This is a genomic window from Streptomyces akebiae (assembly GCF_019599145.1).
GTDB lineage: Bacteria > Actinomycetota > Actinomycetes > Streptomycetales > Streptomycetaceae > Streptomyces > Streptomyces akebiae.
In genome coordinates this window covers 7,868,739-7,883,974 of the sequence record NZ_CP080647.1, presented here as the reverse complement: position 1 = coordinate 7,883,974, position 15,236 = coordinate 7,868,739, and the positions used below count along the sequence as shown (strand labels likewise).

Here is a 15,236-nt window from a genome sequence, read left to right as displayed (position 1 = left end):
GATGTCAGCGCGCCTAGCGCGTCTCCAGGAACGTCAGCACGGCCAGCACCCGGCGATGGTCGTCCGGCTCCTCGGGCAGCCGCAGCTTCCCCAGGATGCTCCGCACATGCTTCTCGACCGTCCCCTCGGTGACCCACAGCCGACGGCCGATCCCCGCGTTGGACCGCCCCTCGGCCATCAGGCCGAGAACCTCCCGCTCCCGGTTGCTGAGCATCGACAGCGGATCGTCACGTCTCTGCGCGGCGACCAGTTCCTGCACCAGCGACGGGTCCACCACCGACCCGCCCCGCCGGATCCTGTCCAGCGTCTCCAGGAACTCCTCCACGACGGTGATCCGGCTCTTGAGCAGATATCCGATGCTGCGCCCGCCGGCCAGCAGCTCCAACGCGTCCTCCACCTCGACGAACGCCGACAGCACGAGGATCCCGACCGACGGATACCGCTCCCGGATCTCCCGCGCGGCCTTCAGCCCCTCCGTCGACTGCGTCGGCGGCATCCGGATGTCGACGATCGCGATGTCCGGAAGCTCGTTCTCCACCAGCTCCAAGAGCCCGGCGGCGTCGCCGGCCTGCCCGGTCACCTCGTAGCCGACGCGCTCGCAGAGGCTCGCCAGCCCTTCCCGCAGGAGCACGTCGTCGTCCGCGAGCACCACTCGCCCGCGCACCGGATTCTGATCGGCCTCCATGGTCTCGGCCTCCCCCTTGCCCGACCTGTCCTGTTCGTCCCGACAGCCTGCCTGAACACGGTCTTACGGCTAGCCGGAAGCCTAGTTGGGGGCGGGCCGTGAAGACACCTGAACGTTTGCCCGCAATGCTCGAAGAAGCGCGACCGCGGGTGGAACCGGTGCCTCTGACGAGAGACGGCGAGACCTCCGCATGCCCGAGAGCCGGACGGCCGTCTCCGCCGTCCGATTCGACCGCCCGGAACGTACGCCCGTACCGAGACCCGGACTCCCCCCTTTGAACGGGCCTCACCGCGTACGCTTCGGGCGGTCATACGCGTGTCGCGTCGGCCGTCGCGGCCTCCCCGGGCCGGGGCAGCGGCAGCCGCACGCTCAACGTCGTCCCTTCGCCGGGCGGGCTGGTGACCGTCAACCTGCCGCCGATCGCTTCCACCCGGTCGATGAGCCCGATCAGTCCCGATCCCCGGTCGGGTTCGGCTCCCCCGACGCCGTCGTCCCGGATGAGCAGTTCCAGCACGCCCGGGTGTTCCTCGGCCGCCACGGTCACCACGCTCGCGCGCGCGTGCTTGACGGCGTTGGTGAGGCTCTCGGAGGTGACGTAGTACGCGGCCACCTCGACCTGTTCCGGGAAGCGGGTGCGGGCGAATCCGAGGTCGAGCTCCACGGGGATGGCGCAGCGGCGGGCCAGGGAGCGCAGGGCGGGGCCCAGGCCGCCCTTGGAGAGGACGGCCGGGTGGATGCCCCGGGCGACCTGGAGCAGGTCCTGGAAGGTGTCGTCGAGGCCCTTGGCCAGGTGGTCCAGTTGTCGGGCGAGTTCCGAGGAGGGGTCGTCCACCAGGGTCTCCGTCATCCGCAGCTCCAGCTGGAGGGAGACCAGGCGCTGCTGGACACCGTCGTGAAGGTCGCGTTCGATGCGGCGCCGTGAGGCGTCGCCCGCGGCCACCACGCGCGCGCGTGAGGCGGTCAGCTGGTCCCGGCTGTCGGCGTTGGCGATCGCGGTGGCGATCAGCCCCGTGAAGTCGGCGAGCCGCGACTCGGCACCGTCGGGCAGCGGATCGAGCAGCGAGGCGGCCACGACCACTCCCCAGATGCGGCCGTCCACGACGATGGGGGCGCCCACGGAGGTGTCCGACCGGGCCACGCACCGGGTCCGGGCCACCTCGTCGATGGTCCTGGCGGGCGCCTCCCGGCGGGTCAGGCAGGCGGCCTCGACGTCGTCCACGCGCGCGTGCGCGATCCCGAGGACCTTGATGCCGCCGCCGGGCTCGTACCGTATGACGGCCGCGGCCGTGCCCAGCAGCGACGCGACCTCCTCGGCCACCGTCGCGAACACGTCGGACGGCGGCACGCCGCGCGCGACCGCGGTGGCGACCCGGCGCAGCGCGGCCTGTTCGAGCGCGGCGCGGCGGCTCTCGGTCACGTCGCGGGCGGCGGAGTAGATGAGGCCCTCCTCGGGGACCGAGCGGGCGCTCCACTGGAGCCAGCGTTCGGTTCCGTCGGCACGCAGGTACCGGTTCTCGAACTCGGCGACCTCGGCGCCGCTCGCCAGCAGCGCCACGGCCGCCCGGGTGCTGTCCCGGTCGTCCTCGTGGACGAAGTCGAGGAACGGCCGGGAGGTCAGTGTCCGGACCGGATAGCCCAGGGTGCGTTCGAAGGCGGGGTTGACGCGCTTGAAGTAGCCGTCGACGCCGCAGATGCAGAGCAGGTCCAGGGAGAGGTTGAAGATGCCCTCCAGTTCCCGTTCGGCCCGTCGGCGCCGGCCGTGGGCCGCGGCGAAGGACGCCATGGTGCCGTTCATGCCGCCCAGCAGCTGGGCCCAGGTGCCGTGGAAGGAGTCGACGTCGGCCCGGTGTCCGAGCCGGCCCGCGTCGATCGCCGTGTTCATGGCCCGGATCTCGCCCGCCAGCCGCTCGCTGGTCACCCGCAGCTCGCGGAACGTGTCGGCGACGTCGCCGAGTTCGTCGTGTCCCGTGTAGCGGATGTCGTACGAGAGATCGCCGTCCGACAGGGCCCGGGCGCCCTCGGAGACCTGGCCGAGGGGGCGGGTGATCGAGCGGCACAGGGTCAGCGCGAAGAAGATGACGAGGGCCAGGACGACGAGGCAGATCGTGAGTTCGGTGAAGGTCCGGGTCCGGGTGGTGCGCAGGTCGCGGTGGGCGGTGTCGTCGAGTTCCCGGGCGGCCCGGTCACGGATGCCGCGCAGGGCGTCGGCGTAGTCCTCGGACTCGCTGAGCCAGTCGTCGTACGCGGGCCATTCGGCGGGCCGGGGATCGGGGTCGGCGACCAGGTCGCGGGCCGTGCGGACGGCGCGTCCGGGGGCCCGGAAGCTCGCGGTGTGCAGTTCGGCCTTCAGCTCGTCCGACGCGGTCTGCTGGAACGCCCTGAGCTGGGCCTTCTCCAGCTCGGTCCAGCGGCCCGCGGTGGCGGTGGTGCGTCCGTCGCTGGGCGTGTGGAAGAGGATGGCGAGCTCCGCGCGTTCGCTCTCGGCGGCGGCGACGGCCCGCAGCATCGCGATGTGGGCGTCCGCCGCCCGGCCCGAGGCCCTGGTGGGACGTCCGGCTTCGAGGCCGGCGACGATGTCGAGCACCTTGTTCTCGATGGCCTCGTACCGCTGGGCGACGGTCTGCGCCTGGAGCGACCCGGTGCCCGTCTGGACCCGGAGGGCGTGCAGTTGGCGGCGTACGGCGTCGAGGATCCCGGCGTCGTCGGACTCCGTCCGGCCGACGGTCTCCTCGAAGGCCCGTCGCAGGGTGTGGTCGGTGATCCGCTGGGCCTCCGACCGCCGGCGCAGGGTGTCCGGACCGGCGCTCAGCCGGGCCTCCACCGCGGCGATGCGCTCACGGGCGACGGCGTCGGAGACCTCGCTGATCTCGAAGGACACCTCGATCGCGGTGTCGAAGTCGCGCAGGGTCCGGGCCTCCCGCCACTGGGCGACGGCGGCGACCGCGGTGACGGCCAGCAGGACGGTGACCGGCAGCAGGACGAGCAGCGTCAGCTTGCGGGCGACGCGCAGCCGGGCCAGGAACGGGACGGTGTCCGCGGTCGTGGCGCGGCGGGGTGCCGGTTCCGCCGCGGGGCGCGGCGCGGGGGCTGGTCGGCTGGGCGGTGGGCGGAGCACGGCCGGGCCTCACGGTCCGGTCGGGGGGTAGTGACCGTGGTCCGCCAGGTCCTTGTCGACGGCGCGGACCGCCTCGTCCAGGGCGGGCCGTACCGCCGCTCCCCGCATGATCTTCGCGAACGCCTCGGCGAAGGCGTCGGTGATCGCCGGGTAGGCGGGGGTCTGCGGCCGGGGGCGGGCGGTGCCGCCCCGCAGCTGGTCTATGTAGAGGCGCGCGGGCCCTCCCTCGGCGAACGCGTCGGTGCGTTCGATCGCGGTGCCGGTGGCGGGGATCCCGCCGTTGGCGTCCGTCATCCGCAGGACTTCGTCGGGGCGCAGCAGGAAGGACAGAAAGCGCCAGACCGCGTCGCCGTCGGCCCCGCCCGCGGGTACGCCCCACTGCCAGGAACCCATCCCGGTGGCGCTGCCCGTGCCGAAGTCGGGCAGGGGCACGATCGCCACGTCGCCGGGGTGGGCCTCGGTGTAGCGCCCGTACCACCAGTGACCGGTCCAGGACACGGGACTGCGGCCCTTCTGGAAGGCGTCGAGGTCCTTGTTCGCGTCCACGTATCCCGCCTTCGCCCAGCCCTGCAGCGTCGTCAGCGCCTCGACCGACCGCGGCCCGTTGAGCACTCCGTCGGCCGTTCGATAGGTGGATCGCTCGATCAGGTCGCCGCCCGCCGACCAGACGGCCGGCGCGAAGCCGTACGTCCCCCATTCGGTGTCGGCCCACGGCAGCTGGAGGTCGAGGGGTCTGTCGTAGCCCAGGATGCGCAGCTTCTTCAGGATGCCGGTGAACTCGTCGGCGGTCCAGGCGTCGGAGACGCCCTTCGGGATGCGCACGCCCGCGTCCCTCAGCACCGACGGCCGTACGTACAGGCCGAGTCCGGAGTCGAACGTGCCGAGGCCCCACAGCCGGCCCCGGTAGGTGCCCTGTTCGAGGACGGAGGGGAGCAGGTCCGCGCGCAGGGACTTCGGGACGCAGGAGTCGATCGGCCTCAGGTGGCCGGCCCAGGCGTGGCTGAACAGCTTCGGCGCGTCGAAGTCGAGCAGGTCGGGCAGTTCCCCGTCGGCGGCGGCCGTGCGGACCAGGTCCTCGTAGTCGCCCTCCGGGACGTCCACGAGGCGGACCGTCACCTCGTCCTGGGCGGTGTTGAACGCCCGGACCTGGGCGCGTACGGCCTCCAGCTCACCGCGCGCCGACGGCTGGTGGAACCACAGCGTGATCTGCGCGGGGTCGTCGATGCGCCCGTCGCAGGTCGCGTCGGCGGTCCGCCGGGGGTGCTGCTCGCCGTGGTCCCCGCCCGCCTCGCAGCCCCCGAGCAGCAGGGTCATGCAGAGCACGAGCGCCGCCCGCGCGCGGTGCGACGTCCTCGAAGCGGCGGTCCGTCCGGGCAGTCGGGGAGCGTTTCGCCGGGGGCGGGCGGAGCGGGTCACGGGCCGCTCTTCGGGTAACCGTCGTGGGCGGCGAGGTCCTGGTCGATGGCCTCGACCGCGTCGTCCAGCGTCCTCTCGACGGGCGCTCCGGAGAAGACGATGTCGGCGACCGCGTGCGAGAAGGCGACGGTGACCGCCGGGTACGCCGGTGTCTGCGGCCTCGGCCGGGCGGCACCGCCGCGCAACTGCTCGATGAACAGCCGCTCCGCGCCGTCCTCGTCGTACAGCGGGGACAGCTTCACGGCGCCCTCGGTCCCCGGGATCGCGCCGTTGGCCTCGCTCATCCTGGCCACCTGTTCGGGGCGCAGCAGGTACTCCAGGAAGCGCCACACCGCGTCGCCGTCGGCGTCCCCGGAGGGGATGCCCCACTGCCAGGACCCCATGCCGGTGACGGTGCCCGTGCCGAAGTCGGGCAGCGGCACGATCGCCACGTCGCCGGGGTGGGCCTCGCTGAACTCCCCGTACTTCCAGTGCCCCATCCAGGAGATGGGTGTGCGGCCCTTCACGAAGGCGCTCTTGTCCTCCTTCCGGTCCCTGTCGACGTATCCCTCCTCCACCCAGCGCTGCATGGTGGTGAGCGCCTCGACGGACTCGGGGCTGTTGAGGAACCCGTCGGCCGTGCGGAACTCCTCGGGGTCGATGAGGTCGCCGCCGGCGGACCACACGGCCGGCGCGAAGGCGTAGGTGTTCCACTCGTCGGCGGTCTTGGAGTCGATGAAGTTCAGGTCGAGCGGCGCCTCGTAGCCCGCCTCGCGCAGCGTGCGCAGGATCCCCGTGAACTCGTCGGCGGTCCAGGCGTCGTCGATCCCCTTCGGGATGCGCACGCCCGCGTCCTTCAGCACCGACGGCCGTACGTACAGGCCGAGTCCGGAGTCGAACGTGCCGACCCCCCACAGCCGCCCGTCGTACGTGCCCTGTTCGCGGAGGGAGGGCAGCAGGTCCTTCCTGGTCCTCGCGGGTACGCAGGAGTCGATCGGCCTGAGCGTGCCGGACCAGGCGTAGCTGTAGAGGTTCGGGCCGTCGAAGTCGAGCAGGTCCGGCAGATCGCCGCTGGCCGCCGCGGACAGCACCAGCTCGGTGTACGGGCGCTGCTCGGGCAGGGTGACCAGTTCGACCCGTACCTGTTCCTGGGCTCGGTTGAACTCCTTGACCTGGCTCCTCAGCGTGGTCTGCTCGCCGCTCTGGCCCGCGTGGAACCACATCGTGATGTGTGCGGTGCCGTCGATCCTGCCGTCACAGGTCGTGTCGCCCGCCGCCTTGTCCTCCTCGTCCACCCGGCCGTCGCCGTCACCGGCGCCACAGCCGGTCAGGAGCAGCACGACGGCCGCCGCGCCCGACAGCAGGGCACGGCGGACGGGACGTTTTCCGAGGTCCCGGCGTTGCGTCTTCATCGCACACCCCCACTCGACCGGACGGCACGGCCCCCAGGGCCACGACATGCTACTCCTCGTGTCGTGTGCGATTCCCTGAGTGAGAGTGAACCCCTCGACCCGGCGCAGCACTTGAGCGGGTTCCCGCTGACGGGTGTCCGTCGGCGACGACACTTTACGGCTAGCCGGAATGTATGGCCCTGACCACCTTGGAAGGCTGTGCCCATGTCCATGCGCTGTCTCATCGTCGATGACAGTGCCCGGTTCCTGGAGGCCGCCCGTAAGCTGCTGGAGCGCGACGGCGTATCCGTCGTCGGGGTGGCGTCCACGGGCACGGAGGCGCTGGCACGGGTCGTGGAACTGGCCCCGGATCTGGTCCTGCTGGACATCGACCTGGACGGCGAGAGCGGACTGGAGCTCGCGCCGAGGCTCGCCCGCACGGCCGCCTCCGTCATCGTCCTCATCTCCACGCACCCGCTGGACGACATCCAGGAACTCGTCGCCGCCAGTCCCGCCCGGGGTTTTCTGCACAAGTCGAAGCTTTCGGGAGAGGCGCTGCGGGACCTGTCGGGGCCCGGTCACGGGCCGTCCGCGCCGTGACGATCCCGGCGACGGTGTCCGGCCATGTCACGCGGCAGGTGTTGTCGGGACTTGGTCAACACGCTTCAATGCGGGGGAACTCGGGGCGAGGAACGCGGTCCTACGGATGTGAAGACGGACGGCCGCCCAGGGTTCCTGGGGCCCCGAGCGTCCGCCGGGTGCCCGATCGGCACGCGCGGTCCCGAGCACACGTCGCGCACTCGCACTCGTCTACGGAAAGGTCCCTGCATGCGGCACGCCACAGAGCACGCGGACGTCGCGGCGGTCACGGACGTCGCAGCCGTCGCGGACGTCGCCGCGGCGGAGCTGGAGTCGGCCCTGCGGGGCGGCCCCTTCCATGTCGCCCTGCGCGCCGCGATCGCCGCCCGCGGACTGCCGCTGCAGCGCGTGCAGCACCACCTGACGCGCCACGGGGTCAAGGTCGGTGTCACCAGCCTCAGTTACTGGCAGCAGGGCGCCCGGCGCCCGCAGCGTCCTGAGTCGCTGCGGGCGGTGCGGGCCCTGGAGGAGATCCTCCAGCTCCCGGACGAGTCGCTGATCCGGCTGCTCGCCCGGGCCGACGAGCAGTCCGGTCCGCGACGCCCCGCCGGCCGCTCGTACCGCTCCGTCGTGGAGGCCTCCGGCGTCCTCGAACGACTTCTCGCCGAACTGGAGGTGCCGCGCGACAGCGGGGTGCACACCATCGGCCACCACGAGCGGGTCCGGGTCGGTGCCTGTCGGGAGCTGTTGGGCCGCGAGTCCCAGCAGATCGTGCGCGCCCACAAGGACGGTGTGGACCGCTATGTGGCCGTCCACCACGGCGACCCGGGCTGCGCCCCGGAGCGGATGGGCGTCCGTGCCCTGGAGAACTGCCGCAGCGGGCGGGTGCGCTGGGACCGGGACACCGGTGTCCTGGTCGCCGAGCTGCTCTTCGACACCCGGCTGCGCAGCGGCGACACACACCTCTTCCGCTACGGCTTCGACGACGGCACGGCCGGTGTCTGCACCGAGTACGTCCGCGGCTTCCGCTCCACGGGCGGCCAGTACGCCCTCCAGGTCCGCTTCGACGAACGTGCCCTGCCCCTGCGCTGCCACCGCTTCAGCCAGCACTCCGCCGCGGCCCCGCGCGGCGGCCGGCAGAACCTCGCCCTGAGCGGCCTCCACCGCTCGGTGCACCTCGTCGAACCCCGGGTACGGACGGGGATCGTGGGAATCGGCTGGGACTGGGAGTGAGCGGCTGCGGAGCGGAGGCCCGGCACCGGGGCGGACGCCCGTCGCGATGCGCACGCCTTTGCGATACTTTCCGGCCGGAAGCCCCCAGAAAGGATCCGTCCCGTGATCGTCGTCGCCGGTGAAGCCCTGATCGACCTCGTCCCGCAGGGCGCGGGCGTGCTCGTGGAGCTGCGGCCGGCCCGCGGCGGCGGCCCCTACAACACGGCCGTGGCGCTCGGCCGTCTCGGCTCCCCCACCTCCTTCTGCTCCCGGGTGTCGTACGACGTCTACGGAGAGGCCCTGCTGGCCGGCCTGCGCGAGGCGGGGGTGGACGTGGCCGCCGTGCAGCGGGGCCCCGAGCCCACGACCCTCGCCCTGGCCTCGATCGGCACGGACGGCTCGGCCCGGTACTCCTTCTACGTCGAGGGCAGCGCCGACCGCCTGTTCGTGACGCCCGACCGGCTTCCCGAGGGCACCCGGGCCGTCTCCTTCGGCACCTGCTCACTGGTCCTGGAGCCCGGCGCGAGCGCGTACGAGAAGCTGCTGCACACGACCGCCGCCCAAGGCGTGTTCACCGCCCTCGACCCCAACATCCGGCCGGGTCTGATCCCGGACGCGGACGCCTATCGGGCCCGGTTCCACAGCTGGCTGCCCTCGGTGTCGTTGCTCAAGCTCTCCGAGGAGGACGCGCGGTGGCTCGGCGGCACTCCGCGTCTGTGGCTGGACTCCGGACCGGCCGCCGTCGTCGTCACCCACGGCGGCGAGGGGCTGACCGTCCACACCCGGGTGGGTGGGAGGCACTCCGTACCGGGCGAGAAGACCGATGTCGTCGACACCATCGGCGCCGGTGACACCGTCAACGCGGCCCTCCTGCACGGCCTGGCGGCCCGGGACGCCCTCTCCGACGCGGCCGTCGCAGCCCTGGGCGCCGAGGACTGGGCCGGTCTGCTCCGCTTCGCGGCCCGCGCGGCGGCGATCACCTGCTCCCGAGCGGGCGCGCAGCCCCCGTACGCGGCGGAGGTGGGCGAGCCGCCGTCCCTCGCACCCGAGGTGCGAGAGGGCTGACCGCCGGTGGGCCGGGGCGGCTGACGGGTGAACAGGCGACGGCCCGCGGGGAGTTCCCGCGGGCCGCCCTGTGCTTCTCGACGTGACAGGGGCTGAGGCTCGGACGCCTCAGGCCTTGCGCGCCCCCGTGGCCTTCTTCGCGGGAGTGGCCTTCTTCGTGGTCGCGGCAGCCTTTTTGGCGGCCGTGGTCTTGGCGGCCGTGGTCTTGGCGGTCACGGTCTCGGCGGCGGCGGTGGTGGTCCGGGCCGTCGCCGTCTTCCTCGCCGGTGAGCCGGCGGCGACGGTCTTCTTCGCCGCGGCCTTGCGCGGGGCCTTCACCGGGGCCGCGTCGCTGATCCGGTCGGCGCCGAGGATCTCCCGCAGGAACTTGCCCGTGTGGCTGGCCGGAACGCCGGCGACCTGCTCGGGCGTGCCCTCCGCGATGACGAGGCCACCGCCGGCGCCGCCCTCGGGACCCATGTCGACGACCCAGTCGGCGGTCTTGATGACGTCGAGGTTGTGCTCGATGACGATGACCGTGTTGCCCTTGTCGACCAGGCCGGACAGCACCGTGAGGAGCTTGCTGATGTCCTCGAAGTGCAGACCGGTGGTCGGCTCGTCCAGGACGTAGACCGTGCGTCCGGTGGAACGCTTCTGGAGCTCGCTGGCGAGCTTCACGCGCTGCGCCTCACCACCGGACAGGGTGGTGGCGGCCTGGCCCAGCCGGACGTAGCCGAGGCCGACGTCCTTCAGGGTCCTGAGGTGGCGCGCGATCGCGGGGACGGCCTCGAAGAAGTCGGTCGCCTCCTCGATCGGCATGTTCAGCACGTCGGCGATGGACTTGCCCTTGTAGTGGACCTCCAGGGTCTCCCGGTTGTACCGGGCACCGTGGCAGACCTCGCACGGGACGTAGACGTCCGGGAGGAAGTTCATCTCGATCTTGATGGTGCCGTCGCCCGCGCAGTTCTCGCAGCGGCCGCCCTTGACGTTGAAGGAGAAGCGCCCGGGCAGATAGCCGCGGACCTTCGCCTCGGTGGTCTCGGCGAACAGCTTGCGGACGTGGTCGAAGACACCGGTGTACGTGGCCGGGTTGGACCGGGGCGTGCGGCCGATCGGCGACTGGTCGACGTGCACGACCTTGTCGACGAGGTCGTCGCCGTCCACGCGCGTGTGCCGTCCGGGGACGCTTCGGGCGCCGTTCAGCTCGCGGGCCAGGTGGGTGTACAGGATGTCGTTGACCAGCGTCGACTTGCCGGAACCGGAGACACCCGTGACGGCGGTGAAGACGCCCAGCGGGAACGAGACGTCGATGTCCTGGAGGTTGTTCTCCCGGGCGCCGTGCACCGTGAGCTGCCTGCTCGGGTCGAGCGGGCGGCGGATGTCGGGCAGCGGGATGGCCTTGCGGCCCGACAGGTACTGCCCGGTCTGCGACTCGGTGTTGTCGAGGAGTTCCTTCAGGGAGCCGCTGTGCACGACCTTGCCACCGTGCTCGCCCGCGCCGGGGCCGATGTCGACGATCCAGTCGGCCATCTTGATGGTGTCCTCGTCGTGCTCGACGACGATGAGCGTGTTGCCCATGTCGCGCAGCCGTACCAGGGTCTCGATGAGCCGGTGGTTGTCCCGCTGGTGCAGACCGATGGAGGGCTCGTCGAGGACGTAGAGCACGCCGACGAGGCCGGAACCGATCTGGGTGGCCAGCCGGATGCGCTGGGCCTCGCCGCCGGAGAGGGTGCCGGCCGCTCGGTTCAGCGAGAGGTAGTCCAGGCCGACGTCGACCAGGAACCGCAGCCGCTCGTTGACCTCCTTCAGGACCCGCTCGGCGATCTTCTTGTCGCGGGCGCTCAGCCTGAGCTCGCCCAGGAAGTCCGCGCAGTCGCTGATCGACATGGCGGAGACCTCGGCGATCGACTTCTCCATGATCGTGACCGCGAGGACGATCGGCTTCAGGCGTGTGCCCTCGCAGGTGGGGCAGGGCACCTCGCGCATATAGCCCTCGAAGCGCTCACGGCTGGCGTCGCTCTCGGCCTCGCTGTGCCGCCGCTTCACGAAGGGGACGGCGCCCTCGAAGGCCGTGGTGTACACCCGCTCGCGGCCGTACCGGTTGCGGTAACGGACCTCGATCTGAGTCTTGTGGCCCTGCAGCAGGGCCTTCTTCGCGCGCTGCGGAAGACCGGCGAAGGGGATGTCGGTCCGGAATCCCAGGGCGTCCGCGAGGGCTCCGATGAGACGGCCGAAGTAGTCCTTGGTGTGGCCGTGCGACCAGGGGTGGATGGCGCCCTCGTCGAGCGACTTGTCCTCGTCGGGGACGATCAGCTCGGGGTCGACCTCCATGCGCGTACCGATGCCGGAGCAGTCGGGACAGGCGCCGAAGGGCGAGTTGAACGAGAAGGAGCGGGGCTCCAGCTCCTCGAAGGACAGGTCGTCGTACGGGCAGTACAGGTGCTCCGAGAACATGCGCTCGCGCTCGGGGTCGTCCTCGGGGAGGTCGACGAAGTCGAGCACGACCATGCCGCCGGAGAGGCCGAGGGCGGTCTCCACGGAGTCGGTGAGGCGACGCTTGGCGGAGTCCTTCACCGTGAGGCGGTCGACGACCACCTCGATGGTGTGCTTCTCCTGCTTCTTCAGGGTCGGCGGGTTGGAGAGCTGGACGGTCTCGCCGTCCACCCGGGCACGGCTGTACCCCTTGGTCTGGAGGTCAGCGAAGAGGTCGACGAACTCGCCCTTGCGCTCCCGCACGAGCGGGGACAGCACCTGGAAGCGGCTGCCCTCCGGCAGCTCCAGCACCCGGTCGACGATCGCCTGGGGCGACTGGCGGGAGATCGGCCGGCTGCACTGCGGACAGTGCGGCTTGCCGATGCGCGCGAAGAGCAGGCGCAGGTAGTCGTAGACCTCGGTGATGGTGCCGACCGTCGAGCGCGGGTTGCGCGAGGTCGACTTCTGGTCGATGGAGACCGCGGGGGACAGACCCTCGATGAAGTCGACGTCCGGCTTGTCCATCTGCCCGAGGAACTGCCGGGCGTAGGAGGAGAGCGACTCGACGTACCGGCGCTGCCCCTCGGCGAAGATCGTGTCGAAGGCCAGCGAGGACTTGCCCGACCCCGACAGGCCCGTGAAGACGATGAGCGAGTCGCGTGGCAGGTCGAGCGAGACGTTCTTCAGGTTGTGCTCGCGCGCGCCACGGACGATGAGACGGTCGGCCACGCCGGTCCGCACCTTTCTTGAGTGAAGTGACAGGGGCCGGAGCCCCCGTCCTCCACAGACTAGGGGGAGCCACTGACAGCGCCGGTCCTGTTTCCCCGTTCCACAACAATCCCGGGCTTTCCAGCATGCCCGACGCCGCTCCCGACCATATAGCACGTGCATTCGATTTACGGCCCTGGTCCGCCACCTTCACCCGAAGGTGTGGCCGGGACTAGGGTCGACGGCATGATGGATCACGCGCGTGACCTGGCCTCTGTGTGTGAAGCGACGGACCGGCTACTCACCGCGGTCGCCGAGCTGGACGACGTCGCTGTGACCGAGCCGTCACGACTGCCCGGCTGGACCCGGGGCCACGTCCTCGCCCACCTCGCCCGCAACGCGGACGCCCTCGTGAACGTCCTCGAAGGGCGCCCCATGTACGTCTCCGGCGACGCCCGGGACGCCGACATCGAGCGGGACGCGCCGCGCCCCCTGAAGACCCAGCTCGCCGACGTACGCGACAGCGCGCACCGCTTCCAGGACGCCGCCTCGGTCGCCCAGGACTGGTCCCGCACGGTCGAGCTGCGCAACGGTGTCCTCGACACCGCGGCCTGGCTGCCGTTCCGGCGGTGGATCGAGGTGGAGCTCCATCACGTGGACCTGGGGATCGGGTACGAGCTGGAGGATCTGCCGGAGGAGTTCGCCCAGCGCGAGATCAACTTCCTCGCCCACCGGTTCCACGGTCATCCCGAGGTCCCCGCCCTCATGATCAGACAGGACGACGGGCACACGATCCCCACCGGGGCCGTCGAGGGCGTCACCGGGGAACAGCCCGACAGCGGCTACCACCCGCCGCTGCCGGACCTCGTGGTCAGCGGCAGCCGGGCCGACCTCCTCGGCTGGCTCGCCGGCCGCCGCGACGGCACCGCGCTGCGCGTCGAAGGAGGCACGCTCCCCTCGCTGCCCCCGCTATAGGCTGCCCTCATGACGTACAGCGGAGCGGTGAAGGTCGGCGGACCTGCGGATGTGCACGAGCTGCCGGACCTGATGATCTCCAAGGTCGCGGTGGGCCCGATGGACAACAACGCGTACCTGCTGCGCTGCCGGGCCACCGACGAGCAGCTGCTGATCGACGCGGCGAACGACGCCGGCACCCTGCTCACCCTGATCGGTGACGACGGGATCGCCTCCGTCGTCACCACGCATCAGCACGGCGACCACTGGCAGGCGCTCGCCGAGGTGGTGGCGGCCACGGGCGCCCGTACGTACGCGGGCCGGGCCGACGCCGAGGGCATCCCGGTGGCGACCGACGTACTCGTCGACGACGGGGACACGATCCGGGTGGGGCGCGTGGAACTCACCGCGCGCCATCTGGTCGGTCACACGCCCGGTTCGATCGCGCTGGTCTACGACGACCCGCACGGGCATCCTCATGTCTTCACCGGCGACTGCCTCTTCCCGGGCGGGCCTGGCCGGACAACACAGCCGGAGGAGTTCAACTCCCTGATGGACGGCCTGGAGGCCAAGGTATTCGACGCCCTGCCCGATGAGACCTGGGTCTACCCTGGCCACGGGAACGACACCACCCTCGGCGCGGAGCGGCCCCACCTCGCGGAGTGGCGCGCGCGGGGCTGGTAACCGTCCAACGACGACCGCCCCTGTTTCGAAACCGAAGAGGGGGCGGTCGCGCGTTCAGGCTGTCGACGCTCGGGCACGGGCAGCGTCTTACCCCACGGACGGTGGCCTCCAGAACTCCCTCACCGACGCCGACAGCCGTGACCGCGGGATGAGGACGGCACCACCTTGACCGGCAATCCCCTCCTGCGCCTGGTGGCGCTGGTCGGGTGCGGCACCCGCCCCCTCCTCGGCGCGGTCTTCGGTCCCGACACCACGGGCGAACTCGGCTGGAGGGCGAGCGCCTACCGCACGCGGATGGCACGACATGCATCATTCGCCGCATCAAGAGGTCGCGCAGAAGGGCGGCCGGCGGACGGGGACAAGCACGGTTCCGTGATCATGGAGTTGCGACGCGCTGTGACACCGGAGATCCTGTGCCTGCGCTGCCCTCATGGCTGACCGAACCGCCGTGGGAACGGCTGTGGTGGTGGCCTCCCGGCGGTGGCCGCGGGCGTCGACGCGTCGTTGCCGGGAGCGGCTGCTCGAAGGGCGGCTGTCAGGTAGCGGTGAACGATGTCCAGTTCGCCCGGGGTGAAGCCCTCGGCCGCCTCGACCAAGTTGGCGATGAGCGGGCCGAAGAAGGACCAGCCCAGCTCCACGGCTTTCTGCTCCACCGTCAGCACGACGCGTCGTCGGTCGTTTTCATCGCGCCCGCGGCGGACCAACCCCAGGCGCTCCAGCCGGTCCAGCAGGGCAGTGGTGCCGGCCGAGTTGAGCCGCAGCGCCGCACCGAGTCGTCCCGGGGTGACGTCGGTACCTGCTCGATCGGCGTCCAGCAGATGGATGAGGGCCCGCAGATCGGTGGGATGCAGACCGTTTCGCGCGGCGAACTCGGCGCCGCGCAGATCGAGTTCCACGGTCACTGCGCGCAGGAGATGGACCAGCCGCATTGCGGGGTTGATGTCATCACTCACCGGGCTACTATCTCGCCAAACGAGATACTTGGTCAACGAGACGA

General features: G+C 71.3%; 11 protein-coding genes. 5 read left to right on the top strand and 6 right to left on the bottom strand.

Annotated features, from left to right (window positions below):
• Window positions 1–13: 13 nt before the first annotated feature.
• The 4 genes from K1J60_RS34105 to K1J60_RS34090 form a co-directional block, all read right to left on the bottom strand.
• Window positions 14–685 (bottom strand): response regulator transcription factor, encoded by a 672-nt coding sequence (locus tag K1J60_RS34105; protein ID WP_220649570.1) that lies wholly within the window; start codon window positions 683–685, stop codon window positions 14–16.
• 307 nt (window positions 686–992) lie between these two features.
• Window positions 993–3,800 carry a PAS domain S-box protein gene (locus K1J60_RS34100; protein WP_220649569.1) on the bottom strand — a complete coding sequence of 936 codons (2,808 nt, stop codon included), beginning with the start codon at window positions 3,798–3,800 and terminating at the stop codon, window positions 993–995.
• Between the two features lie 9 nt (window positions 3,801–3,809).
• On the bottom strand, window positions 3,810–5,114 hold the full coding sequence (locus K1J60_RS34095) for an ABC transporter substrate-binding protein (protein WP_220649568.1): 1,305 nt from the start codon (window positions 5,112–5,114) through the stop codon (window positions 3,810–3,812).
• A 98-nt stretch (window positions 5,115–5,212) separates the two neighbouring features.
• Window positions 5,213–6,607: an ABC transporter substrate-binding protein gene (locus K1J60_RS34090; RefSeq protein WP_220649567.1), complete on the bottom strand. Its 1,395-nt coding sequence runs from the start codon at window positions 6,605–6,607 to the stop codon at window positions 5,213–5,215.
• Between the two features lie 204 nt (window positions 6,608–6,811).
• Here K1J60_RS34090 and K1J60_RS34085 point away from each other — a divergent pair, with 204 nt between their 5' ends.
• From K1J60_RS34085 to K1J60_RS34075, 3 genes are all read left to right on the top strand, one after another.
• Window positions 6,812–7,186: a response regulator gene (locus K1J60_RS34085; RefSeq protein ID WP_220649566.1), complete on the top strand. Its 375-nt coding sequence runs from the start codon at window positions 6,812–6,814 to the stop codon at window positions 7,184–7,186.
• A 228-nt stretch (window positions 7,187–7,414) separates the two neighbouring features.
• Entirely contained in the window at window positions 7,415–8,398 is a 984-nt protein-coding gene (locus tag K1J60_RS34080) for a hypothetical protein (protein WP_220649565.1), read from the top strand.
• Window positions 8,399–8,500: 102 nt separating this feature from the next.
• Window positions 8,501–9,442, top strand: coding sequence for a carbohydrate kinase family protein (locus K1J60_RS34075; RefSeq protein WP_220649564.1), 942 nt, complete (start codon window positions 8,501–8,503; stop codon window positions 9,440–9,442).
• Window positions 9,443–9,550: 108 nt separating this feature from the next.
• Here the strand turns inward: K1J60_RS34075 and uvrA are convergent, their stop codons facing one another.
• Complete coding sequence (gene uvrA / locus K1J60_RS34070) at window positions 9,551–12,622, bottom strand: excinuclease ABC subunit UvrA (RefSeq protein WP_220649563.1); 3,072 nt, start codon at window positions 12,620–12,622, stop codon at window positions 9,551–9,553.
• A gap of 225 nt (window positions 12,623–12,847) precedes the next feature.
• Here uvrA and K1J60_RS34065 point away from each other — a divergent pair, with 225 nt between their 5' ends.
• Together K1J60_RS34065 and K1J60_RS34060 are read left to right on the top strand one after the other, a co-directional pair.
• The gene (locus K1J60_RS34065; RefSeq protein ID WP_220649562.1) at window positions 12,848–13,576 is read left to right on the top strand and encodes a maleylpyruvate isomerase family mycothiol-dependent enzyme; all 729 of its coding nucleotides are present in this window, start codon (window positions 12,848–12,850) and stop codon (window positions 13,574–13,576) included.
• A gap of 9 nt (window positions 13,577–13,585) precedes the next feature.
• The gene (locus K1J60_RS34060) at window positions 13,586–14,239 is read left to right on the top strand and encodes an MBL fold metallo-hydrolase (RefSeq protein ID WP_220649561.1); all 654 of its coding nucleotides are present in this window, start codon (window positions 13,586–13,588) and stop codon (window positions 14,237–14,239) included.
• 428 nt (window positions 14,240–14,667) lie between these two features.
• Here the strand turns inward: K1J60_RS34060 and K1J60_RS34055 are convergent, their stop codons facing one another.
• Window positions 14,668–15,168 carry a MarR family winged helix-turn-helix transcriptional regulator gene (locus tag K1J60_RS34055; protein ID WP_220651829.1) on the bottom strand — a complete coding sequence of 167 codons (501 nt, stop codon included), beginning with the start codon at window positions 15,166–15,168 and terminating at the stop codon, window positions 14,668–14,670.
• Window positions 15,169–15,236: the final 68 nt, after the last annotated feature.